At 35.2% G+C, this 25794-nt stretch carries 19 protein-coding genes; 13 read left to right on the forward strand and 6 right to left on the reverse strand.

Annotated elements, in window-relative coordinates:
- Positions 1–153: 153 nt before the first annotated feature.
- Positions 154–498, reverse strand: a complete 345-nt coding sequence (locus EG348_RS04500; protein WP_123981043.1) for a phosphomannose isomerase type II C-terminal cupin domain — start codon at positions 496–498, stop codon at positions 154–156.
- A gap of 121 nt (positions 499–619) precedes the next feature.
- Between EG348_RS04500 and gltX the strand changes: the two genes are divergently transcribed.
- Positions 620–2125, forward strand: coding sequence for a glutamate--tRNA ligase (gene gltX, locus EG348_RS04505; RefSeq protein WP_123981045.1), 1506 nt, complete (start codon positions 620–622; stop codon positions 2123–2125).
- A 49-nt stretch (positions 2126–2174) separates the two neighbouring features.
- Positions 2175–3131, forward strand: a complete 957-nt coding sequence (locus tag EG348_RS04510) for an acetyl-CoA carboxylase carboxyltransferase subunit alpha (protein ID WP_123981047.1) — start codon at positions 2175–2177, stop codon at positions 3129–3131.
- 60 nt (positions 3132–3191) lie between these two features.
- On the opposite strand, the gene EG348_RS04515 is transcribed toward EG348_RS04510, so the two are convergent.
- Complete coding sequence (locus tag EG348_RS04515; protein ID WP_123981049.1) at positions 3192–3902, reverse strand: DUF6759 domain-containing protein; 711 nt, start codon at positions 3900–3902, stop codon at positions 3192–3194.
- Between the two features lie 147 nt (positions 3903–4049).
- On the opposite strand from EG348_RS04515, the gene tsf reads away from it, so the two are divergent.
- The 9 genes from tsf to EG348_RS04560 all read left to right on the forward strand — a co-directional run bounded on the left by tsf (position 4050) and on the right by EG348_RS04560 (position 18494).
- The gene (gene tsf, locus EG348_RS04520) at positions 4050–4877 is read left to right on the forward strand and encodes a translation elongation factor Ts (protein ID WP_123981051.1); all 828 of its coding nucleotides are present in this window, start codon (positions 4050–4052) and stop codon (positions 4875–4877) included.
- A 313-nt stretch (positions 4878–5190) separates the two neighbouring features.
- Positions 5191–8037: a gliding motility-associated C-terminal domain-containing protein gene (locus EG348_RS04525; protein ID WP_123981053.1), complete on the forward strand. Its 2847-nt coding sequence runs from the start codon at positions 5191–5193 to the stop codon at positions 8035–8037.
- A gap of 126 nt (positions 8038–8163) precedes the next feature.
- On the forward strand, positions 8164–10998 hold the full coding sequence (locus EG348_RS04530) for a T9SS type B sorting domain-containing protein (protein WP_123981055.1): 2835 nt from the start codon (positions 8164–8166) through the stop codon (positions 10996–10998).
- A gap of 113 nt (positions 10999–11111) precedes the next feature.
- Complete coding sequence (locus EG348_RS04535) at positions 11112–14510, forward strand: T9SS type B sorting domain-containing protein (protein ID WP_123981057.1); 3399 nt, start codon at positions 11112–11114, stop codon at positions 14508–14510.
- A gap of 134 nt (positions 14511–14644) precedes the next feature.
- Positions 14645–15433, forward strand: coding sequence for a hypothetical protein (locus EG348_RS04540; RefSeq protein ID WP_123981059.1), 789 nt, complete (start codon positions 14645–14647; stop codon positions 15431–15433).
- Positions 15434–15635: 202 nt separating this feature from the next.
- Positions 15636–16421: a DUF6759 domain-containing protein gene (locus EG348_RS04545; protein ID WP_123981061.1), complete on the forward strand. Its 786-nt coding sequence runs from the start codon at positions 15636–15638 to the stop codon at positions 16419–16421.
- A gap of 84 nt (positions 16422–16505) precedes the next feature.
- Positions 16506–17183, forward strand: coding sequence for a tRNA (guanosine(46)-N7)-methyltransferase TrmB (trmB, locus tag EG348_RS04550; protein WP_123981063.1), 678 nt, complete (start codon positions 16506–16508; stop codon positions 17181–17183).
- A gap of 190 nt (positions 17184–17373) precedes the next feature.
- Positions 17374–18012: a DUF6759 domain-containing protein gene (locus EG348_RS04555; RefSeq protein WP_123981065.1), complete on the forward strand. Its 639-nt coding sequence runs from the start codon at positions 17374–17376 to the stop codon at positions 18010–18012.
- Positions 18013–18044: 32 nt separating this feature from the next.
- Positions 18045–18494, forward strand: coding sequence for a DUF6759 domain-containing protein (locus EG348_RS04560; protein WP_123981067.1), 450 nt, complete (start codon positions 18045–18047; stop codon positions 18492–18494).
- A 72-nt stretch (positions 18495–18566) separates the two neighbouring features.
- Here EG348_RS04560 and rpsB read toward each other — a convergent pair whose 3' ends face one another.
- The 3 genes from rpsB to rplM form a co-directional block, all read right to left on the reverse strand.
- Entirely contained in the window at positions 18567–19331 is a 765-nt protein-coding gene (rpsB, locus tag EG348_RS04565) for a 30S ribosomal protein S2 (RefSeq protein WP_066754696.1), read from the reverse strand.
- A gap of 208 nt (positions 19332–19539) precedes the next feature.
- Entirely contained in the window at positions 19540–19926 is a 387-nt protein-coding gene (rpsI, locus tag EG348_RS04570) for a 30S ribosomal protein S9 (protein WP_054511446.1), read from the reverse strand.
- 9 nt (positions 19927–19935) lie between these two features.
- Entirely contained in the window at positions 19936–20391 is a 456-nt protein-coding gene (rplM, locus tag EG348_RS04575) for a 50S ribosomal protein L13 (protein WP_066754694.1), read from the reverse strand.
- A 348-nt stretch (positions 20392–20739) separates the two neighbouring features.
- Here rplM and EG348_RS04580 point away from each other — a divergent pair, with 348 nt between their 5' ends.
- A complete protein-coding gene (locus EG348_RS04580) occupies positions 20740–21837 on the forward strand; it encodes a DUF3667 domain-containing protein (RefSeq protein ID WP_123981069.1) in 1098 nt (365 codons plus the stop codon).
- 39 nt (positions 21838–21876) lie between these two features.
- Here EG348_RS04580 and EG348_RS04585 read toward each other — a convergent pair whose 3' ends face one another.
- Positions 21877–22209: a hypothetical protein gene (locus tag EG348_RS04585; protein WP_123981071.1), complete on the reverse strand. Its 333-nt coding sequence runs from the start codon at positions 22207–22209 to the stop codon at positions 21877–21879.
- 183 nt (positions 22210–22392) lie between these two features.
- On the opposite strand from EG348_RS04585, the gene EG348_RS04590 reads away from it, so the two are divergent.
- A complete protein-coding gene (locus tag EG348_RS04590) occupies positions 22393–25740 on the forward strand; it encodes a methylmalonyl-CoA mutase family protein (RefSeq protein ID WP_123981074.1) in 3348 nt (1115 codons plus the stop codon).
- The last annotated feature ends 54 nt before the right edge of the window (positions 25741–25794 follow it).

A 25794-nucleotide genomic window follows, 5' to 3' on the forward strand; every position in this document is an offset into this window, starting at 1 on the left:
ATAAAAATCACATAATAGAGAATTTTAAACAACCTTAACTCTCTATTAATAAACAATTAATACTCAATAAATCAAAAAATATTTTAAAAAAACTCAAAAAAAAGGGCCAAATTATATACAATCTGACCCCCTTTTTAAATTTATAGTTAAGCTTTAACTTCTATCATACTCATCATCAATCCTCACAATATCATCTTCCCCGAAATAAGTTCCCGTCTGTACCTCAATGAAAACAACTGGGTTTTCAGAAAGATTCATCATACGGTGTTTTGCACCCAAAGGGATGAAAATACTTTCACCATACTTAAGACTGATTTCTTTGTCATCCAATACAATCGTAGCATCACCTTCGATGATCGTCCATTGCTCCTGTCTCTTGTGATGATACTGATAAGACAGTTTTTGTCCGGGGTTTACTTCTATTCTTTTTAATTTATAATTTGGCTCATCTGCCAAAACAAAATACTTTCCCCAAGGTCTTTCTCCGATTTCTAACATGACTTACTTCTTATTATTTATACAAATGTAAATATTCAAATCAAAAAAGCCAATATCGAAAGCATTAAACATCATTAAAACACATAATTTTAAGTAAATTTGCATCAAAATTTTAATTGAAATGGAGAAAGTTAGAGTACGTTTTGCTCCAAGTCCTACCGGACCTTTACATTTGGGAGGCGTAAGAACCGCATTATATGATTATCTTTTTGCTAAAAATCAAGGTGGCGAGTTTGTATTGAGAATTGAAGATACAGATACTGCAAGATACGTAGAAGGAGCTGAAGAGTATATAGAAGAAGCATTAGAATGGTGCGGCATCATTCCTGACGAAAGTCCTAAAAAAGGAGGGAAATTTGCTCCATACAGACAGTCTGAAAGAAGAGATATCTACGACAGATATACAGAGCAGATCTTGAAAACAGACTATGCTTACATCGCTTTTGATACGGCTGAAGAATTAGACGCTGTTCGTGCTGAATATGAAGCTAAAGGTGATGTTTTCTCTTATGACAACAAAACAAGAAACCGTTTAAAAAATAGTCTTACCCTTTCTGAAGAGGAAGTTAAGAAATTATTGGACGAAAAAACTCCGTATGTTGTAAGATTTAAAATGCCGATCGACAGAACTTTGAATCTTGTAGATATCATCAGAGGAAATTCTTCCGTAAATACTAATACGTTAGACGATAAAGTTTTAGTTAAAAACGACGGAATGCCGACTTACCATTTCGCCAACATCATCGATGACCACGAAATGGAAATTTCTCACGTGATCCGTGGTGAAGAATGGTTACCTTCTTTAGGTTTACACACTTTATTATATGAAGCAATGGGCTGGGAAGCTCCACAATTTGCGCACCTTTCTTTAATTTTAAAACCTGAAGGAAAAGGAAAATTAAGCAAAAGAGATGGAGATAAATTCGGATTCCCTGTATTTCCATTAGATTTCAAAGATCCTGAGACTGGAAATATCTCCAAAGGGTACAGAGAAAACGGATATTTACCAGATGCATTCATTAACATGGTTGCATTATTGGGATGGTCGCCTGCAGATGATAAAGAAATTTTACCTTTAGAAGAGATGATCAAAGAATTTGATCTTCATAAAGTACATAAAGCGGGTGCAAGATTTAGTAAAGAAAAATCAGAATGGTTTAATCACCAGTATATTCAATTAAAATCTGACGAAGAATTACTTCAAATTTTAAAAAAATCAGATTTAAATTTAAATATTGAAGACGAAAAATTGTTGAAAATCATTCATCTGATGAAAGAAAGAGCAACTTTCCCGAAAGATATTTACGAAAACGGAAAATTTTTCTTCGACGCTCCAACTTCTTATGATGAAAAAGCATCAAAAAAAGCTTGGAATGATGAAACTTCTGCTGTTTTAGGTGAATTGGCTACAACATTAGAAACTGCTGAATTTACTTCTGAAACATTAAAACAAGCAGTACACGATTTCGCCGAAAACAAAGGTTTAGGAATGGGTAAAGTAATGATGCCACTCCGTTTAGCCTTGGTTGGAGAATTGAAGGGACCAGACGTTCCGGACATTTTAGAAATCATTGGAAAACAAGAAAGTATAGCAAGAATAAACAATGCTATAAATAATTTTAAATAGAAATCCCATAATTTTTCATAAATTTGAAAGATTTAATTTACTTCAAGAAATGGAATATTTAAGTTTCGAACTTCCTATACAAGAATTGATGGAGCAATACCAGACATGTTCTTTGGTAGGAGAAGAAAGTGGTGTTGATGTAAAATTAGCATGCAGCCAGATTGAGGACAAGATCATAGAGAAGAAAAAAGAAATCTATTCTAATCTTACACCTTGGCAGAGAGTACAACTATCCCGTCATCCGGATCGTCCATATACCCTTGATTATATCAACGGAATGGTAGATAAAGGAAGTTTCCTTGAGCTTCACGGAGACAGAAACTTTGCAGATGATCCTGCAATGATCGGTGGTTTAGCGACTCTTGACGGTCAAAAAGTAATGATCATCGGAACTCAAAAAGGAAGAACAACTAAAGAAAGACAACACAGAAGATTTGGAATGCCAAATCCTGAAGGATACAGAAAAGCTTTACGACTAATGAAGCTTGCTGAAAAATTCCAGATTCCTGTGGTTACTTTGGTTGATACTCCGGGAGCTTATCCGGGATTGGAAGCTGAAGAAAGAGGTCAGGGAGAGGCTATTGCAAGAAACATTTTCACAATGGTTCAGCTGAAAACTCCGATATTTACGTATATCATTGGTGAAGGAGCAAGTGGTGGAGCATTAGGAATCGGTGTTGGAAACAAAGTTTACATGTTGGAAAACACTTGGTACACAGTAATTGCACCGGAAAGTTGTTCTTCTATCTTATGGAGAAACTGGGATCACAAAGAAGATGCTGCCAATGCATTGAATCTGACTCCAAAAGATGCCTTAAGAGAAAAGTTTATTGACGGAATCATTGAAGAACCGCTTGGAGGAGCTCATTATGATCCTGCAGCGACTTATCAGAATCTGAAAACTTCAATTTTACAAAACATCAAGGCTTTTTCTAAATTTACAGGACAAGAACTTGAAACCCAAAGACAAGACAAATTTATTGCAATGGGGCAATATAAAGGATAAAACAAAAAACGGTTGAGAAATTTCTCAACCGTTTTTTATTTCGTTTATAATTAAATATTATCAATCTTCCCTAAGATTCAATTCGATCTCAATATCTTTATTAATTCTTTTCAGTGAAGAATATTTTGCGTCACAAACCATGGTTGTTAAAATATATTCTCCTTTATCCACTAAAAGATAATTCTGGCTTTTAGCAGGCACATCCAAATTATAATATTTTTTCCCACTTATTTTTACAATTAAATTACATTTAGATCTGTTTTTAATATTAATATAAGCTTCCTTATCCATCGGATCATTATTGAACATGTGCGTTAACATCGCTGCTGTTTTCTTATTTTTTTCGCTTGGCTCTGCATTTTTATTTGTACTTGCTGCACTTGCATAATTTACCGTTTTATTTGGTGTTGCAACAGTCTTGTTATTTGCATTGGAAGCAATTGTTTTAGAATTGTTTAATTCGTTATTATTAACAATTTTTTCAACTTTTTCTTTACTAAGAGGTTTTATTACGGGTTTTGCTTCCGGAGAATTATCCGCCATTATGAGTTCTATCAATTTCTTTTTGAAATAATCCGTTTTGGCATGTCCCGGATTTTGCTTTAAAAATCCTGCAATTATTCGGGCTTCTTTTGTACTTTCGGCATCGTTTTCTGTATAGATGATCAAGGTTTCTTTTTCTACAATAGCCTTAGATTTGCCTTTTTTCTTCTTTTGGGAAAAACCAAGAGTAAAAACGCATAAAAATATGAGGAGAAATATTTTTTTCATTAACTAAGCATTTAAAATTTTATTAAATATACAAATAACGCAAAAAGTCATTTTTTAGTTTATCATTAAAATCATTATCTTTGCACTGCTCTAAAAATAAGCTAAAAAAATCAATACTAATCTTACAATAAAAAAATAATAGATATTATGTCTTATACACCAGCTGCTGCAGACGTAGCAAAATTGAGAAACATTACAGGTGCAGGTATGATGGACTGCAAGAAAGCTTTAGTTGAAGCTGAAGGAGATTTCGACAAAGCGATCGACATCCTTAGAAAAAAAGGACAGAAAGTTGCTGCTAACAGAGCTGACAGAGAGTCTGCTGAAGGTGCAGTTATCGCTAGAGTAAACGAAGATAACACATTAGGTGCTATTATTTCTTTAAACTGTGAAACTGATTTCGTTGCTAAAAACGAAGCGTTCATCGAGCTTGCTTACGAATTGGCTGAAATGGCTATCGTTGCTGCTACTAAAGAAGAGCTTTTAGCTACAGATTTCCACGGAATGACTGTTGCTGAAAAATTAATCGAGCAAACAGGTGTTATCGGTGAAAAAATCGAGATCGGTACTTTCGAAAGATTAGACGGTCCTTTCGTAGGAGCTTACATCCACGCTGGAAACAAAATCGCTGCAATCACTTCTCTTTCTGCAAAAGCAGACGGGGCTGAAGAGGCTGCTAAAGCTGTTTCTATGCAGGTTGCTGCTATGAACCCTATCGCTCTTGACGAAAATGCGGTTTCTCAGGAAACTATCGATAAAGAATTAGAAATCGAAAGACACAAACTTACTGAAGAAGGTAAGCCTGCAAACATCATCGAGAATATCTTGAAAGGTAAAATGCAGAGATTCTACAAAGACAACACTTTAGTACACCAAGATTTCATTAAAGACAGCAGTATTTCTGTTGCTGATTATGTAAAATCTGTAAACGGAGATCTTAAAGTAACAGGATTTGTAAGAGTAAGCTTAGCTTAATCAATCTTTCAAAGAAAAATAATAATCCCGGTGAATTTTTTCATCGGGATTTTTTTGTGCCCTATTTATAACAAAACCAAAAATCATCAGACTGAAATTATATCTGGGACGGAAGGGGCAACGGAAGAACTCTTCCTACAGGGACATATTGGTATATTTTAAAATGGATCTAGCCAGATACAAAATTACCCGTTTCATATTCTGGATGGATTTTAATCAAGAATCGCGAATAATTTAACAATTTTCTTTAAATTTTACTAACAATATCTCAAATATTATTTTAAATTTGTAGAAATCCTAATTCCACTTTTATATGAAAAGATTTCTACTTAGTCTAGTATTAGTTTTTTTTACAATTAATACGCTCTTTGCACAAAGAGATACAGAACATTGGTTTGCCCCAATGATGAATCGAACCGGTCTATCTGGAGGAGCCAATGGTCAGTCTATATATTTTTCTACTGATTCTGTAACACCATTTCCGGTAGAAATTTATAACAATAATGTTGTTATTGGTACCGTTACAATCAGTAAAGGAGATCCAAAGATTTTTGTGATCCCTGTGACTCCTTCTACATCTGTATCAGCTATTGTAACAACATCACAAACAGACCTTTTTACGCCTATTACAAAAGGAATTTATACAAAAGGAACAAAACCATACTATGCGAATCTTAGATTCTCAGTTACGAGTCACGGTGAGATTTTAACCTCTAAAGGAAAAGCCGGTATTGGTAAGAAATTTTATGCAGCTGCAGCTCCAATTACTGATTTAGGTGGTGGCTCTATCTACAACTTTATGGCAGGTATATTGGCAACTGAAGACAATACTGTTGTTACGGTTTCAGGATATTCAACTTCTGTTACATTTTCCAACGGGACAACTGGTCTTACCAATCCTACCATGACTTTCTCATTAAACAAAGGACAATCTTATATTATTGAAGGAAGAGGAAATCTGGCAGGTAACCAAACAGGATTCATTGGTGCAAAAATAGAATCAACCAAACCAATTTCTTTAACAAACGGTAACTTTAACGGGCAGTTTTCTTTAGGTTCTGTTGGAGGAAGTTCAGATATTATTATGGATCAGTCTGTACCGGTAGACAGATTAGGAAATGAATTCGTTCTAGTAAAAGGAAACGGAAATATTGATATCAAAGTAGAAGACGCATTAATTATTGCGACAGAAGATAATACCGAAATCTATGTTAATAACAGTACAACTCCTGTAGCTACTATTAATGAAGGAGGATATTACAGAGTTAATGCTATATCAAATACAAATTATATTGATCAGGGTAACGGGCATTTCAATATGTACATTAGAACAAGTAAAAATGTATACGTTTACCAACTTCTGGCAGGTCTTGCAACGAGTATTGCAACATTAGGATATAACTATATTCCACCATTGAATTGCTTTTTACCTAGAAAAATTGATGAAATTGCATTTATTAATGACCTTAACGGAAGTGCAAATGATATTAAACTTAATATCTTAACAGAAACCGGAGCCGTTGTTACAGTAAACGGAGGATCTCCAACAGCTGCACAAGGACCTTATCCTGTTTTGGGAACAACTTCTTGGGTATCCTACTCTATTCCCGGATTATCAGGAAACGTAACAGTAACATCTACCAAAGCCGTTACCGCAGGTATCGCCGGAGGAAGTGGAGCCGTAGGTTATGGTGGATATTTTGCAGGATTCTCTTCAATCCCTGTTATTGCAAAAAAATCAGGAGAATGTGCTCCAGGTATTATTTTGGAAGTTGATGATGGTTTTGAAACTTACCAATGGTTCAGAGAAGGAATTCTTATTCCAGGAGCAACATCCAGTACTTATGCCCCTACTCAATCAGGAAATTATACGGTAAAAGTAACAATGGGAACATGTCCTCCTGTTACGACACCAATATATAAAGTATATTCTTGTGTTAAAAATACAACTGTAAATGTAAATGCCTGTGCTACAAAAATTATAACTCCAACATTTTCAGGTTCAACACAAACTCCAGTTCCGAGCACTGTGACAATTACAACACAGCCTACTCATGGAACAGCTGTTGTAAATCCTGCAACGGGTATAATTACTTATAATCCTACAGCTGGATATACAGGAGCAGACGTTATCGTTTATAAATTCTGCGGTAATGGTACTGAATTTATAGATTGTGAAATTGTAACTGTGAACTTAACCGTAGTTCCGTTTATTGTAAAAGATGCTAAACTAGAAGCATGTCAATATGAAGACAAAGCGTTTTTTGATCTTACAAAAGCAAATGTTATTGATATATTAACAGTAACTAAAAAATACTATCCTACATTGGCAGATCTTAACGCCAATACAAACCAAATCATGGATCCTACGAACTATGGTTCTGCAGGAGGATTTGTATATGTAAAAATAACAAGTAATGAAGGTTGTACAGCAAATGCAAAAATTGAATTAATTGCAAAACCTATCAAAAAATCTCCAATTCTTGTTGACAAATATATCTGTATTGATTCAAGAACAAATCTGGAGGCAGGTCCTGGATATGATTCTTACCTATGGAGCACAGGTGCAACTACATCAGGTATCCAAGGAGTTGGTGTTGGAGAATACACAGTAGTTCTTGGAAAGAACGGATGTTTCGTTACACAGGTAGTAAGAGTTAATAAAACCGTAGATCCTGTTATTAAAGAAATCGAAATCACAAACAATACAGCAACAGTAAATGTCATCGGAGGAACTCCACCGTACAAATATTCTGTAGACGGAACTTCTAACTGGCAGGATTCTAATGTATTCACAGATCTTTCAAGAGGTCAGCATACATTCTATGTAAAAGATTCTAATAACTGTACACCTATTTCTGTTGAAATTACTGTACCTAACTTATTAAATGCTATTACGCCAAACGGAGATAACAAAAATGATTATATTGATTATAGCGAATTAGCTTACAAAGGAAATCTAAGCTTTGTTATCTATGACAGATACGGCAATAAGATATTCACAGGTGATAAGTTTAATAACTACCGATGGGATGGTAAGCATTTCGACAAGAAAATCTTAACCGGAACATACTGGTTCCACATCAACTGGAATGAACCAAATAAAGAAAAGACTCCAATAAAATACACAGGTTGGATTCTTGTAAAAAATAGAGAATAACAAATTACTTTTTAAACCACGATTTTAAAATCGTGGTTTTTTAATGCTATAAACCTTCATTTTAAACAATATTTTCAATACATATTAAAATATTCTGTTATTTTTGCAAGATCCTAATTCCAGTTTATGAAAAAATTTCTACTATCTTTAGTATTAATTGTCTTGGCAGTTAATACCCTCTTTGCGCAAAGAGACACAGACCATTGGTTTGCTCCTTATTTTAACTCCTCAACATCATCAACGTATCAACATGGTTTATACTTTTCCACCGATTCGGTTACTCCGTTTCCGGTAACGATTTACAACAACAATGCTGTGATCGGGACTGTAACCATTAGTAAAGGTAATCCGCAGATGTTTACATTGCCTTCGCAGTATATTACAACAACAAATACTTCGAGCGCTGCCGTTCCAAACAATATGGGAGTTTATACAAAGGGAGATAAACCTTATTTTACATCATTAAGAATATACAACAGTATTCATGGTGAGGTTGTGACTTCTAAAGGAAAAGCCGGCATCGGAACGACATTCTATGCTGCTGCAACTCCAATCACTACAAGTTTAACGAGTAGTAGTGCAATGAACTTCACAACAGGTATCATGGCAACCGAAGACAATACGAAAGTAACGGTTACCGGTTATGATCCCAACATTCAGTTTATCAACAATACAACACCTCCTTTAACATTAAATTTCACTTTAAATAAAGGACAGTCTTACATTCTTGCCGGTGTTGGAAATACAGTTGCCAACCAGGCAGGATTTATCGGAACAAAAATTTCATCTGATAAACCTGTTTCTGTAACGAACGGAAACGCAAACGGAATGTTCGCCACAGGAAATACAACCGCAGGATCTGACCTTGTTATGGATCAATCTGTTCCTACAACCCGTCTTGGAAACGAATTTGCAATGGTAAGAAGCTTATCTCCACTCACCAATCATTACGATATGGAAGGAGGAATAATAATTGCCACAGAAAATAACACCGAAATTTTTCTTAATGACGCTACAACACCTGTTGTAACGCTTAACGAAGGAGATTATTATAGAATTTTAAACAGTGCATACATCAGCCAAGGCGGCGGACATTATAATGTTTACGTTCGTAGTACAAAAAATATATACCTATATCAATTAATCGGATCATCAGGCGGAACTGCAACAGCAGGATATAATTATATTCCACCATTGAACTGTTTCTTACCAAGAAAAATTGATGAAATTGGTAATATTCAGGCAATGCCGACTTATACAGGTAACGTTGTTCTAAAACTTAATATCTTAACAGAAAAAGGTGCTGTTGTCACAGTAAATGGAGGCTTTCCAACTCCGGCTCAAGGTCCATATCCTCTTTTGGGTAATGACCAATGGGTAACATATGCCATCACCGGAATTACCGGAAATGTTGCTATTACTTCAACAAAAGCAGTTACTGCCGGTGTCAACGGTGGATATAGCACAGCAGGATATGGAGGTTATTTTGCAGGATTCTCTTCAATTCCTTTAATTGCTAAACAAACGGGAACTTGTATTCCTGGCTTAGTATTGGAGGTTGATGATAGTTTTGAAACCTATCAGTGGTTTAGAAATGGAATTGCTATTGCAGGAGCTAATGCTAACTCGTACACGCCGACACAATCCGGAGATTATACCGTAAGAATTACAATAGGATCATGTCCTCCCGAGACAACTCCTGTTTATAAAGTCTACACCTGTCTTCAAGAGACTACAAAAGCAATGACTGTTTGTGAAGGTCTTTTAAATATTGTTCCTCAGTTTACGACTTCAAGTCAAGTCCCTGTGCCGGGAACCGTAACGATTGTTACTCCTCCGGCAAATGGTACGGCAGGTATAGATCCTATAACAGGTGTAATCACTTACGTTCCAACCGTTGGATATTTCGGGGCAGATAAAATTGTTTATAAATTCTGTGGTAACGATCCAAACTTTGTGGATTGTGAGCAGATTACTTTAAATTTAACCGTATCAAAAAGTCCGGTAGTCAATAATGCAACTTTAAGATCTTGTTTCATCGAAACTAATCCGGCAACGGCATTATTTAATCTTACTTTAGCCAGCGTTTCTACAGAACCGGGAGTTACTAAAAGATATTTCCCATCTCCTACCGATGCAGCAAATGGGACGAATGAAATTAATAATCCAACAAATTATATCGCACCAAACGGTGTTATTTATGTAAGAGTCACAAACGCAAACGGATGTTTCAAAGTAGCTGAAGTTACACTTATCGTCCTTGCACCAGTAGAATCAGCTATATTGAAAGATAAGATCATCTGTATGGAAGATAAAACATCGCTGGATGCAGGTCCTGGTTTTAATGCTTACGAATGGAGCACAGGAGCAATAACTCCGTCTATCAATAACGTAGGTGTTGGTACTTATTGGGTAAAACTGAAAACAGGTGACTGTATTACAAAACAGACTGTAACAGTATATTCTTCTGAGCAGCCTGTTATCTCAAATATTGACATCACAAACAACACTGTGACGGCATATGTAGTAGGTGGAACTGCTCCATATAAATATTCTATGGACAATATCACTTGGCAGGATTCAAACATATTTAAAGACGTTCCTAGAGGAAACGGTACTGTATATGTAAAAGATGCTTATGACTGTAATCCTATTGAGGTTGAGATCACAATTCCTAATTTGATCAACGTAATTACGCCTAATAATGATGGTGTGAATGATATTATTGATTATTCTTCATTAGCCCACAAGCCTAATTTGGTTGTTAATATCTTCGACAGATACGGAAGCAAGATCTATCAGGCAGATAAAACAAACGGATACAAATGGGGCGGAACTACAAACGGAACCAATAAAGTATCCACAGGAAATTACTGGTACGATATCAGCTGGAATGAGCCTAATAAAAAGCAAACTCCAATTAAATTCTCCGGTTGGATCTTAGTGAAAAACAGAGAATAATTAATCTAAAATATTTTAATTAAAACCACGATTTCAGAATCGTGGTTTTTTTGTTATTTTTTCAAGGCTTTACTACTTTTTATTATTAAATTTGTGATAAAAGCTGATACTTGATGAAGAAATTTCTATCTTTTATATTTATGTTCTACATTTTCATGTCAACTTTCGCACAGTTGGACAGAGAACATTGGTTTGCCCCAATGGTAGATAGAACGGGGAACCCAAATCCCTATCAAAAATTGTATCTTTCTACCAATCGAACTACTTCTTTTCCGGTAAGCATTTATAATAACAATGTTTTGATCGGTACGGTGAATATCAGTAAAAACAACCCTCAAAAATTTGATGTATTAAGAAATTATATCATCACAACTCAGCAGGCTGATCTCTTTACCCCTACATCAAAAGGGCTTTATTTAAAAGCAGAATTTCCTTTTTATGCCAACTTAAGATTTTCGGTCTATAATCATGCGGAAATTATTACTTCCAAAGGAATTCCTGCCACAGGAAAAGTTTTTCATGCGGCAAATGTTCCTATCAGCGTAAGTAATGTAATTTTAAATTTCATGACAAGCGTTTTAGCAACTGAAGATAATACGACAGTTACTATTTCCGGATATAAAAGTACCGTTCAGTTCTCCAACGGAACGACCGGAGCTACAAACCCAACCATGACTTTTACGTTAAACAAAGGGAAATCCTATATCATTGACGGTAGCGGAGGTATTCCTGGGAACTTTGACGGATTCATCGGCGCTAAAATAGTTTCAGATAAACCCGTTAATATTACCAATGGAAATTTCAACGGTCAATATGCAGGAAATTTTCCCGGTAGTTCAGATATTTTAATGGATCAGGCGGTTCCTGTAGAAAGACTTGGAAATGAATTTGCCATTGTAAAGGGCAACGGTACCATCGGATCTCATATGGAAGGTGCTATGGTTATAGCCACACAAGATAATACCCAAATTTTTGTAAATAATGAAATACCTCCGGTAGCCACGATCAACACAGGCCAGTATTTTGTAATTCCGGATACCAAATATCAGTTACAGGGAAGCGGACATTATAATTTATACCTAAGAACATCAAAAAATGCATACGTTTATCAAATCTTAGCGGGAGCTTCAGGCTCAACTAGTGAAGTGGCAACAGGTGGTTTTAATTTTATTCCGGCTCTAAACTGTTATTTACCAAAGCAAATAAATGAATTAGGCTTAATTGATGAAAATTTTGTTCATTCCAACGCCAATCCTACCGGAATTTTAAATATTCCGACTAAGCTTAATTTAATTACAGAAAGAGGCGCTGTTGTAAACGTAAACGGAGGTGTTCCTCCTGCGACTACAGGTCCTTTTAATATGTCCGGTACCACCAATTGGGTGACTTACGGTATCCCGAATGTTACAGGAACTCTTACGGTAACTTCAACAAAGGCGATCATGGCAGGGATAAGTGCAGGAAGTGACGCGGTGGGATACGGTGGTTTCTTTGCAGGCTTCCCAACACAGCCTATGATTTTAAAATCTGGTGGAGATTGTGCACCCGGACTCGTTCTTACAGTCGACCCTATTATTTATGATACGTACCAATGGTATCGAAATGATGTTCTTATTCCCGGAGCCAATGCATCAACCTATATTCCTACACAATCCGGATATTATCATTGCTCGGTAACAATGGGAAGCTGCGCGCCTTTAGTTTCAGGAAAATACAAGGTTTTGAATTGTTTGAAACAGACTACGGCAATTTATGATGTCTGCTCAGTAAAGACTATTACTCCGGCTTTTAGCAGCTCAACACAAACACCGGTTCCTTCTACCGTTGCAATTACGACTCAGCCGACTTTAGGAACTGCAGTTGTAAATCCAACAACCGGAATAATTACCTATACGGTTACCAACCCAGGAACTACAGGAACAGATACTTTCACCTATACTTACTGCGGAAATGATCCGGAATTTCCGGACTGCGAAACAGTAACGGTAACGATTAATATTCAGTCATTAACGGTAAATAATGCAACATTAACCGCTTGTAACATCAATGGACAAGGAACTTTTAATTTAACAACAGCCACTGTTACCAACAACAGTCCGGTAACAATTACCTATTACCCTACCCTACTTGATGCTCAAAATGAGAATCTTGCAGCATTAATTACAGCTCCTACTACGTATACTGCTCCAAACGGAACCATTGTTTATGCTGTAGTTAAAAATAATATCGGCTGTAAAAGTATTGCTCAGATTACGCTTAACTTATATAATCTTGCCATTGTTTTAAATAATTATAATGGCGTATTTTGTGATGATAATTTAGATGGAACAGTAACCGTAAATTTATCCAACATTACTCCAATCGTTCTTAATAACCCTGGTTATTTTACGAATGTAAGATATTATGCTAATCTTGGCGATGCCAACCTAGGAAATGCCAATACACTTCCTAACAACTGGAGTTACACTGCACCCACAACAATTTACATAAGAGTTGATTCTCCTGACGGATGCGCAGCTGTTGTTCAACCTTTAAATTTCAGCATTGGCGCTAAGATACCTTTAATAAAAACTTCATATGTCGTAAGTGTCTGCGATAACGATCTTGACGGAATCAAAAACGTAGATCTGGCGCAATTTATTCCACAGTTTACGATAGATCCCAACGTTACGGTGACCTATCACGCGACTTTAGCAAATGCTCAGAATAATGTTGCCCCTCTTGGGAACCCAATGAACCTTACCGGAGCTCAGACCATCCATATCAGATTTGAAAAACCGGGAGTATGCCCTAATATAGCTTCAATTACTATTAATATAAAAACTCCGAAAAAATCAAATGTCCTTTTTGATAAAGTTGTTTGTCCTAAAACCAAAACCTCTTTAGATGCAGGACCAGGTTTCGACAGCTACCTTTGGAGCACAGGCGCAACAACACCTTCTATTACGAACGTTTCGGCCGGAACCTATTGGGTAGATCTTACTTTTGACGGCTGTACGTACAGACAAACTGTAAATGTAACAGAATCTGTTTTACCAGCAATCGTTTCCATCGAAATCAACGGAAATACAGTAACAGTCGGTGCAAGTGGCGGAACTCCTCCCTATGAATATTCTTTGGATGGAAATAATTGGCAAAGTTCTAATGTTTTCCAGAATGTACCGAGAGGAAATCACGTTTTACATGTTAGAGATTCCAGAAATTGTGATGAAATTACGAGAACATTTACTATCATTAATTTGATCAATACCATCACTCCAAATCATGACGGACATAATGATGATATTGATTATTCGGAATTAATGGGCAATAGCAATCTTGAATTCAGAATATTCGACAGATATGGTGCCGAAGTCTTCCGAGGAGCTCCTACCAATCGATTTACCTGGGATGGAAGCTTGGGCGGAAGACCTGTAAGTACGGCAACTTACTGGTATTTTATAAGCTGGACAGAATTCGGAGGAAGCACAAGCGTAAAATATACAAGCTGGCTATTGGTAAAGAACAGATAAATTAATGCATATAACAAACTAGGTTTATAACATTCATTAACAGTTTTATTATAAAGTTTAATATAACTTTAACCTGATTTCACTATTTAAGTAGGTATAAATTATTGGATTTCTATGTAATTTTGCCTCATTATATGAAGAAACTTATTACTCTAGTAGTCTTGCTTTTTCTGGTAAAAATCAATGCTCAAATATATAACGGAGAGGTCTTTTTAAGAGACAATTCGGTATTATATCTAAATCAGGTTTATGTAACCAATCTTACTACGCAAAGAACTGTTCTTACAGATTATAATGGTGATTTCAATATTGCTGCAAATGCTGGAGATGTTATTCGTTTTACCTCAATTGTTACCGAAAGGAAGGATATTATATTATCTCCTCAAATGCTTGGCTCTAAAAATTTAATTGAATTAAAAATAGCCTACCACGATATTCAGGAAGTTATCATCAGTAGATTTAAACCTACCGGAAATTTGAGATATGATGTAAACGCTCTTAAAAAAGAAAACAAAGCTCTGGCGCTGAAAAAAGTAATCGGCTTACCGGAACCAAAAGGCGACGGAAATCCACCGGAACTACCTGTTGCAGGACTTCGAGATGGCGGACTTACCTTTAGTTTAGAAAGTATCTACGATATTTTATCCGGAGAAAGGAAGAAAAAACAACGTTACGTTGCCTACGAAAAGATGAACAGCTCTGTTGCTCAAATTAAAAATTATTTAGGAAAAGATTATTTCCTGAAGTTTAAAATTCCGGAGAATTTGATTGATAATTTCCTTCAGTTCGTGTACACTTCAGAAAATATTCAACCATATATTATGAATGGTAATTTTGAGGCGGTAAAAATCCCGATTGAAAAGTATATGCCTATTTATCAGAGAAGACTTAGAAATTCTCACCTTCAGGATATTATAAAATAAATTAGCATCATATTTGCTGTAAAGGAATGTATGTCATAAAATTTAGTGATCTACATTCCTTTATTTTTTAAAAATATTTTTAATTTTATGACATAATTGGGTGTTACAGCTGTTATTATTAATTTCAATTTAGAAAACACCTAATTCTCAAAACACAATAAAGAAAAAGATTAATTTATTTTTTAAAACTTAATATTAGTGAATGAAAAAGTTACTTTTACTCTTTAGTACAGTGTTATTTTTTGGACTTCTTTCTGCTCAGAGAAAAGACAAAGATTACAGCAACATTTTAAAAAGCAAAAACATTTATGAGATAAATGCTTTCTTAAGAGATGCACACCCCGATGATCCGCGCAGATCCGTTCTAAAGCCAAGAGTAATGGAAATGATGAAGGAATATATTAAAACCGCGCGTCCCGAAGATCAGAAAGTAAAACAAATGCAAGAGCAGCTTGCTTTGTTGAAGAGAAGACCTTCAACTAAAATCTCTTTTGATGAGATGAACGCCATCATTAAACAAAAACAGATTGCAAAATATAATGCAGAATTACAGGCAAAACAATCTTTGGTTGTTTATACTCCCAGTAATGCAAAAAATGTATATGTTACCAACACAACCGCAGCAGCTTCAACAGCCGTTATTGCTGATACAGAAGCGGAAGAATTCAACATGCTGATGGCTGTTTCTCCCACGGAGCATAAGAATAAAACCGTACAGATATTAAACTCACTTTTCGATAATGACCCGATGAGTAAAGAATGTATCGTGCTTATTCAAAATAAATCCGACTGTAATATTATCGTAAGAATGGAAGGAATAGGTACTACAAAATACAGGCTTGCCGTTCCTGCTCATAACGAAAGTTCTGTTGTTGTGAATAAAGGTGATTATCTTTTTACAAGTGTTGTATGCGGATCTCAATATGCCTCTCAAAAAACAATCCAAAAACCTCTGATGGTGGCATTGGGAAGTTCTGCAAAAAAATAATAAATCCCCACATCCTTCTTTTATAGTTAAAAAACAAGGTCATCTTTCTAAATTTTGCTATTTTTGCAAGATTTTATATATCTCATGGGCAAAAATAAATTAGCAAGATTCGCTGAAAACAAAATATTACCAAACGTTATCCAACCAACAAGAGACGAAGCTTTAAATAGCTTTGGACTAAAAGGAAAATGGAGAACAGATTTCTTTAAAAACGATAACCCTATTGTTCTTGAATTAGGCTGTGGTAAAGGAGAATATTCTGTAGGTCTTGCAAAAACTTTCCCCGAGAAAAATTTTATTGGTATCGATATCAAAGGAGCAAGATTTTGGTTTGGAGCTAAAGAAGCCGTAGAAAATAACATGGGAAATGTTGCTTTTGTAAGGTCTCAGATAGAATTGGTAGACCATTTTTTTGGTGAGAACGAAGTAGATGAAATCTGGATCACGTTCCCGGATCCGCAGATCAAATACAGACGTACAAAACACAGGCTGACCCACCCCGATTTCCTTGAGAGATATAAAAAGTTTCTTAAACCAGGAGGTATCATTCATTTAAAAACAGATTCTGAATTTTTACATGGCTATACATTAGGCTACCTTCAAGGTGCAGGCTATGAAATCGTATCGGCACACCACGATATTTATGGAGCTGCTGAATATGATCCGGGTACAGAACATTTAAGAGATATAAAAACCTATTATGAAGAATTGTTTTCTGCAAAAGGAAAAACAATTACTTATATCAAATTTAAAATTAATTAAAAATACAACAGATGAAAAAAAACACCCCAATCATTTTACTTTAAATAATTAATCATTTTTCGATATTTGAGTGATAAAATTCACTCATAACAATAAAGGTTGTAAAAATTTACAACCTTGTATTAACATATCGTATACACAAAAACAACACAAGCACAAATGGAAATAATATTAATTAAATTTATTATTAATGAAAAAGAATTCCCTCATCATCACAATACTTTTCGTGATGATCTCAAACTCAGTTTATGCCCAGAAAAGATCAAAAAACATTCTTAAAAGTACAAATATTGCAGAGATTGAAGCATATTTGAAAAACTGTCATCCCGAAGACCCCAAAAAATTAGTTTTAAAACCAAAACTTATTGCCTTAAAAAATGAAGAATGGACAAAAGGCAAAAAAGGCGCAAAGCCAATGGAAGCCAGACCTGTTATTACAGATATTTCCAATAGCACGATGAGAAACTTAAAAGATGCTGAGGAGTTTAAACGTTTAATAACAGAAAATTCCGGAGAACATAAGGATAAAACAATTAAACTCCTAAATGCAATGTTTAATGAAGACATCACCAGCAAAGAAGTTATACTATTATGTAAGAATAGATCAGACTGCAATCTGATTTTAAGAATACAGGGCAAAAAATATTATAACCTGGCAATTCCTGCACATAGTGAAAACTTTATTGTTATTGAAAAAGGTAATTATACGCTCAACAGTAATGTTTGTGACGTACAATATAGCTCACAGAAAGAAATAAAAAAAGGAGTCTACATTACATTAAACAACCCTTCACAAGTTGGGAATAAAGCAATTTCAAATAATAAGTAAAAAAGATTATTTTTACATAACAAATTTCCATCATGAAAAAGACATTCCTTTTTTACAGCTTTGCATTGGCTATATTTTTAAATAGTTGCGGTACTACAAGCTATCGTTCAACTCCACCTGTTAAAAGACCAAGCTCCACTATTCCTTCGAGAGCAAATAACTCAGCAAGCCAAGTAGAAATGGAATACAATACCTTAATAAAGACTTATAAATCGGAAACGGCTGAAGTTCTTACAGACCTGTTAAACGGGTCAGATGGAGACAAAACGTCTATTACGGTTGAAAATAAGTCGAGATGCAATATGGTACTTACAATAAGTGGAAACAATTATTTTAAAAAGATCCCAATTGGGGCTAATAAAATAGGCACCGCGATGGTTCCTAAAAATCAAAACTATAACTTATCCGGAATGTTGTGTAATTCTGTTTATCAGAAAACCAAGTTTGTAACAACTTCTTATAATATTACACTTTCGAACTAATCTTAAATTAATAGGCACAAAAAAACCGCTAAACTTGTTTAGCGGTTTTAATATTTTAAAGAAAATCTTTAATTATTCAGCAGAATCGAAATCTGCATCTTTATCAGCAGATACTACTTCTCCTTCTTCTTTAGATTTTTCTTTATCAGCTTTTCTTTGAGTCTGACCATCTTTGATAGATTCTGAAACTACGCTCAAGATCATATCGATAGACTTAGAAGCATCATCGTTTCCTGGGATAACGAAGTCAACTTTTCTAGGATCAGAGTTTGTATCAACAATACCGAAAACTGGAATACCTAATTTCTTAGCTTCAGTTACAGCGATGTGTTCTCTCATAATATCTACAACGAAGATCGCAGAAGGAAGACGAACCATGTCAGAGATAGAACCTAAGTTTTTCTCTAAGTTAGCTCTTTGTCTGTCAACTTGTAATCTTTCTTTTTTAGATAAAGTTTCGAACGTACCGTCTTTTTTCATTTTGTCGATATGGTTCATTTTCTTAACAGCCTTTCTGATAGTAACAAAGTTTGTTAACATACCTCCCGGCCATCTTTCTGTAATATAAGGCATATTAAGTTCAGAAGCGTGTTTTGCAACAACTTCTTTTGCTTGCTTCTTAGTAGCTACAAAAAGAACTTTTTTACCTGCAGAAGTTAATTTTTCTAAAGCGCTACAAGCTTCATCCAATTTAACCGCTGTTTTATGTAAGTCTACAATGTGAATACCATTTTTCTCCATAAAAATGTATGGAGCCATATTTGGATTCCACTTTCTAGTCATGTGACCGAAGTGTACACCAGCCTCTAGAAGGTCTTTTACATTTGCTTTTGCCATGTTTTCTGTTTTTGTTAGTTTACTTTCCGCTTCTTATGCAATCAACAGCTTCTTTAGATGGGAGAAGTGTTTGGATGCTAAACGTAACGGGCAAAGTTGCTGTTGGCTTATTGCTTTTGGCAACTGGCTTCCCAGCTTTGGGTTAAAAAATAATTTTTTAAAAATTTTTCTAAAGCTATCCGCCATAAGCCAATAGCCATACGCTTTTTTAACGTTTTGAGAATTGGAATCTCTTTCTTGCTTTTTTCTGACCTGGCTTCTTTCTTTCCACCATTCTTGCATCTCTTGTAAGTAAACCAGCAGGTTTTAAAGCTAATCTGAATTCAGCATTGATTTCACATAAAGCTCTTGAAATACCTAATCTGATAGCTTCTGCCTGACCTGTATTACCACCACCGAAAACATTTACGGTAACGTCATACTGACCAACAGTTTCAGAAAGGATAAACGGTTGGTTTAATTTATAAACCATAACGTCTGTAGAGAAATAAGTTGCAGCCTCTTTACCGTTTACTGTAATGATTCCAGAACCTGGTTTTACATAAACTCTCGCTACAGAAGTTTTTCTTCTTCCGATTTTGTGAACTATAGACATATTAATTAATTATTTAAATTCGTTAACATTAATTGTTGCAGGCTGTTGAGCTTCATGTTTGTGCTCAGTTCCTTCATATAAGTAAAGGTTCTTCAATAAAGCAGATCCTAATCTGTTTTTAGGTAACATACCTTTTACAGATTTTTCTAATACTTTTAAAGAATCTTTCTTTTGAAGTTCAGCTGCAGTCATAGACTTTTGACCTCCAGGGTAACCTGTATGCCAGATATAAGTCTTATCGTTCCACTTGTTTCCGGAAAGAGTAACTTTCCCAGCATTCAAAACAATAACGTTATCACCACAATCTACGTGAGGTGTAAAGTTTGTTTTGTGCTTACCTCTCAAAATCTTTGCAACCGTAGAAGCTAGTCTTCCTAACGGCTGTCCTTCAGCGTCTACCACAACCCATTCTTTATTAGCAGTAGCTTTGTTCGCTGAAACAGTTTTGTAACTTAATGTATTCACACGTTTTAGTTAAAGATTAAACATAATTTTCCCCATAAGGGTGTGCAAAGGTACAAATTAATTTTGTAACCCGAAAGTATATTTTATATAATGTCTTGAAACTAAGTTTCGATTAAACGATTCAACAGATTTTGTCTATTTACATTATTTCTGGCATAAATGTTGTAAATAATTTGACGATGAAAAAAACGTTTTAGAAAATTCTAAAAACACAGGTGATAAAGTAAAGAGTTTGGCAACTCAAACTCTTGCTTTATTAACTTTTCCTTAAATATTTCCGTAAAAGATTATCGATATAATTATGTTATAAGGTTAAATAATTATCTTTGCGCAAAACCCTCAATATCCATGAGCCACGGAAAAATCAGAGAAGATAAAACTTGTTTAAACTGCAATAATGAAGTAGAAGATAGATTCTGCCCTCACTGCGGACAGGAAAACACCGAACCAAGACAGCCTTTTCATTATCTCTTTACCCACTTTATTGAGGATTTTACGCATTACGACGGTCAATTTTGGAAAACATTGAAATACTTGATGGTTCGTCCAGGTCAACTGACAAAAGAATATATTGCCGGGAAAAGACAAATTTATGTAGCACCTGTAAAACTTTACATTTTTATAAGTTTCATTACATTTTTACTTCCTGCTTTTTTACCATCTGGAGAAAAACATAAAGAAAAAGAAACCATATCAACAACTATTGAGCAAAAACAGATCGAAAAAGAAAAAGTAAAAGAGGCTCTGAAAACAATACAGGATAATGGAGTTATTTCAGCAAAAAATGCAGAAAAGGCAAAAAAAATTATTGACAAACAAACTGATTCTATTAAATATGATGCCGATGAAGAGCTAATTGAAAAGACCTTTAGTAAAGAAAACAATAAAATTCTTGGCGCAAGTAATTTAAAGCAATATGATTCGCTACAACAAAAAAGTGGCAGTGCAATTTATACCCTTTCAAGACCATTTGCGAAAAAAACTTTTGAATTAAAAGAAGAAGGATTAAGCAAGGAAGAAATTAAAGAACGTTTCGTCGAAACATTTATTCATACATTACCAAAAGCATTATTTATTTACTTACCAATTTTTGCATTCTTTCTATGGGTATTTCACAATAAGAAAAAATGGTGGTATTTTGACCACGGGATTTTCACCTTACACTATTTTTCGTTCTTCTTATTATGTATATTACTATTTATGGTAAAAGACAGTCTTATATCTTTACTACCACAACATGGCATTATTACAACATTAAATAGATTAGCATCCATTATTCTTTTCTTTTACTTATGCATTTATTTTTTCATCGCACATCACAAAGTATACGAAACGAGAAAAAGAATAAGTATCTTAAACGGTATTTTATTGTTTATAATAAATTCCTTTGGATTAATTATTCTGCTAATAGCATTAGTATCTATAAGCTTCCTGATGATCCACTAAATAAAAAATGAGACCGCCTTTCAAGACAGTCTCATTTTTTTATTTTCTTAATGACTTACTTCCCCTGAAGCTTGCAATTAAATAATACGCTACAAAAACCATCGAAAATTTAAGGATCGAAGGAATTGCCAATTCTAAGCTAAAAATTAATGTTCCGATCAGCACTAAAGCACCCATCGCGACAAAAGACAATCCTAGTTTTTGTGGAAGGGTAATATTGGGTGTATCTAAATAGTAAGCGATCCCCCACGCTATCCCAAAAGCCAGCGCGTAGTATATATCAAGACCTACATTGTTCGAACTATAAAAGAAATAATTGATCAGGAAACTTAAAACCGTTCCTAAAGCAAAATACATTAAAGCCTTTTTCATACCATATATAATATGATGCAAAAATAAAGAAATTAGTTAGCATTCCTAAACCAATGTTTGTTCAGCTGGGAGAAACTCAATTCTACAAAAACACTTAATTATTTGATTTAAAACAAATTAAATATAAAAATCGGGTTGTTATTTTATTATTATATTTGGAATTCAGAAATTTTCTAGATTTTTATGGAAACCCAAAAATATACTCCAACAAACAAAGTAAGAATTGTAACAGCAGCGTCGTTATTCGACGGACATGATGCAGCTATTAATATCATGCGTCGTGTGATTCAGGGAACAGGATGTGAAGTCATTCACCTTGGCCACGATAAATCGGCCGAGGAAGTTGTAAACACAGCCATTCAGGAAGATGCCAACGCGATTGCATTAACTTCTTATCAAGGTGGTCACAACGAATATTTTAAATATATCTACGACCTTTTAAGAGAGAAAAACTCTCCACAGATCAAAATTTTTGGCGGCGGCGGCGGTGTAATTCTGCCTGAGGAAATCGAAGACATCATGTCTTACGGAATCGACAGAATTTATTCTCCGGATGATGGCCGTGAACTTGGTTTACAGGGAATGATCGATGATTTGGTTAAAAGATCAGACTTCGCAACAGGAAAAGATGTAACTGCAGAAGATTTAGATTCAATTAGTTTCGAAAATTCTACAAGCATCGCTAAAATCATTTCTGCCGTTGAAAACTTCTCAGAAGAAAAACCGGAATTGGTAAAAGCAATTGACGAAAAATCAAAAGATTTAAATATTCCGATCATCGGTATCACAGGTACAGGTGGAGCCGGAAAATCTTCTTTGACAGATGAATTGGTAAGACGTTTCTTACGTTCCAATACAGATAAAAAAATTGCCATCATCTCCATAGACCCTTCGAAAAAGAAAACTGGAGGTGCATTGTTGGGAGATAGAATTCGTATGAACGCGATCAATGATCCGAGAGTTTATATGCGTTCAATGGCGACAAGAGAGAATAACGTTTCAGTTTCTCCGTTCATTCATTCAGCATTAAATGTGTTGAAATTAGCTCATCCTGATGTTATCATCTTGGAAACTTCGGGTATCGGACAATCCGGCTCGGAAGTATCTGATTTTGCTGATGTTTCCATGTATGTAATGACTCCTGAATACGGAGCTTCGACTCAGTTGGAAAAAATCGACATGTTAGATTATGCAGATTTAGTTGCTTTAAATAAATCTGATAAAAGAGGAGCTTTAGATGCCCTTCAAGCTGTAAGAAAACAGTTCCAGAGAAACCATTTGTTGTGGGAAAGTCCACTGGATGACATGCCGGTTTATGCAACAAAAGCTTCTCAATTCAACGACCACGGAACAACTGATTTATACAATAGATTAGTTGAAAAAGTAAATGATAAGTTTTCTGATTTAAACTTGCAAGGCTTTGTTGAACAAGAGGTTTCTGAAGATATCACAATCATACCTCCAAAAAGAGTACGTTATTTATCGGAAATTGTTGAAAATAATAGAATTTACGACGCGAATGTTGAAAAACAGGCTGAATTAGCAAGAAAAATGTATCATATTGAAGGAGTGAAAAAATTCCTTTCTAATGAAACTTTGGATGCTGAATATCAAAAAGCAGAAAAAGATCTTCAACAAGAAAATATCGACTTCTTAAAAAATTGGGATGATACGAAAGATGCTTTCAAAGCTGAGTTTTATTCTTATTTCGTTCGTGGAAAAGAAATTAAAGTTGAAACCTCAACGGAATCTTTATCCCATTTAAAAATTCCAAAAATATCTTTACCAAAATATACCGATTGGGGTGATTTGATCAAATGGAAAGGTCAGGAAAATCTTCCTGGAGGATTCCCTTATACGGCTGGAATTTATCCTTTCAAAAGAACAGGTGAAGACCCGACAAGAATGTTTGCCGGAGAAGGAGGCCCTGAAAGAACCAACAGAAGATTCCACTACGTTTCTGCGGAAATGGATGCAAAACGTTTGTCTACAGCCTTTGACTCTGTAACTTTATACGGTCAGGATCCTGCTCTACCACCAGATATTTATGGTAAAATCGGAAATGCGGGAGTTTCTATCGCAACTTTGGATGATGCGAAAAAACTATATTCCGGATTTGATTTGGTGAATGCAATGACTTCGGTTTCAATGACGATTAACGGACCTGCACCGATGTTGTTGGCTTTCTTCATGAATGCAGCAATTGACCAAAACGTTGAAAAATATATTGCTGAGCATAAGCTTGAAGCGAATGTTGAAAAAGCTTTAAAAGCAAAATTCGATGATAAAGGCTTAGAAAGACCAAAATATAATGGCGAATTACCGCCTTCAAATAATGGTTTAGGTTTAAAATTATTAGGAATCACGGGAGATGAAGTCATTCCTGCTGAGGCTTATGCTGAAATTAAAGCTAAAACGATCGCGACAGTTCGTGGAACGGTTCAAGCTGATATTTTAAAAGAAGATCAGGCTCAGAATACTTGTATTTTCTCTACTGAATTTGCCCTTAGATTGATGGGTGACGTTCAGGAATATTTTATCACAGAAAAAGTAAGAAATTTCTACTCGGTTTCTATTTCAGGATATCACATTGCTGAAGCGGGTGCGAATCCGGTTTCTCAATTAGCATTTACCCTAGCGAATGGTTTCACTTATGTTGAATATTATTTGTCAAGAGGAATGGACATTAATGATTTCGCGCCAAACTTATCATTCTTCTTCTCCAACGGTATCGATCCTGAATATTCAGTGATCGGACGTGTAGCAAGAAGAATCTGGGCAAAAGCCATGAAACTGAAATACGGAGCAGACGAAAGAAGCCAGATGTTAAAATATCACATTCAAACTTCAGGACGTTCGCTTCACGCCCAGGAAATTGATTTTAATGATATCAGAACGACTTTACAGGCTCTTTATGCAATCTATGATAACTGTAATTCACTTCACACCAATGCGTATGATGAGGCGATTACAACTCCGACTGAGCAATCTGTAAGAAGAGCGATGGCCATTCAGTTGATCATCAATAAAGAATTAGGATTGGCCAAAAATGAAAATCCACTTCAAGGTTCATTTATTATTGAGGAATTAACGGATCTTGTTGAAGAAGCTGTTTATGCAGAATTCGACAGAATTACAGAAAGAGGTGGTGTTCTTGGTGCGATGGAAACAATGTACCAACGTTCGAAAATCCAGGAAGAATCGATGCATTACGAATGGTTGAAACACACAGGAGAATATCCGATCATCGGTGTAAATACTTTCCTTGGAAAAGACGGTTCACCAACAGTTCGTCCGGGAGAAGTTATCCGTTCGACTGAGGAAGAAAAACAGGTTCAGATTGAAACGCTTCATAATTTCCAACAATCTAATGAAGATAAATCCGAAGCCGCTTTAAAAACTTTACAATACGCTGCCATCAATCAACAGAATTTATTTAACGTAATGATGGATGCCGTTAAATATTGCTCACTTGGGCAAATCACCAATGCTTTGTTTGAAGTAGGTGGTAAGTACAGAAGAAACATGTAACGGCAGTGCCGTAGACAATTATTGACTACTAACTGTATCAACAATTATCAATTA

Source organism: Chryseobacterium sp. G0201 (assembly GCF_003815655.1).
GTDB lineage: Bacteria > Bacteroidota > Bacteroidia > Flavobacteriales > Weeksellaceae > Chryseobacterium.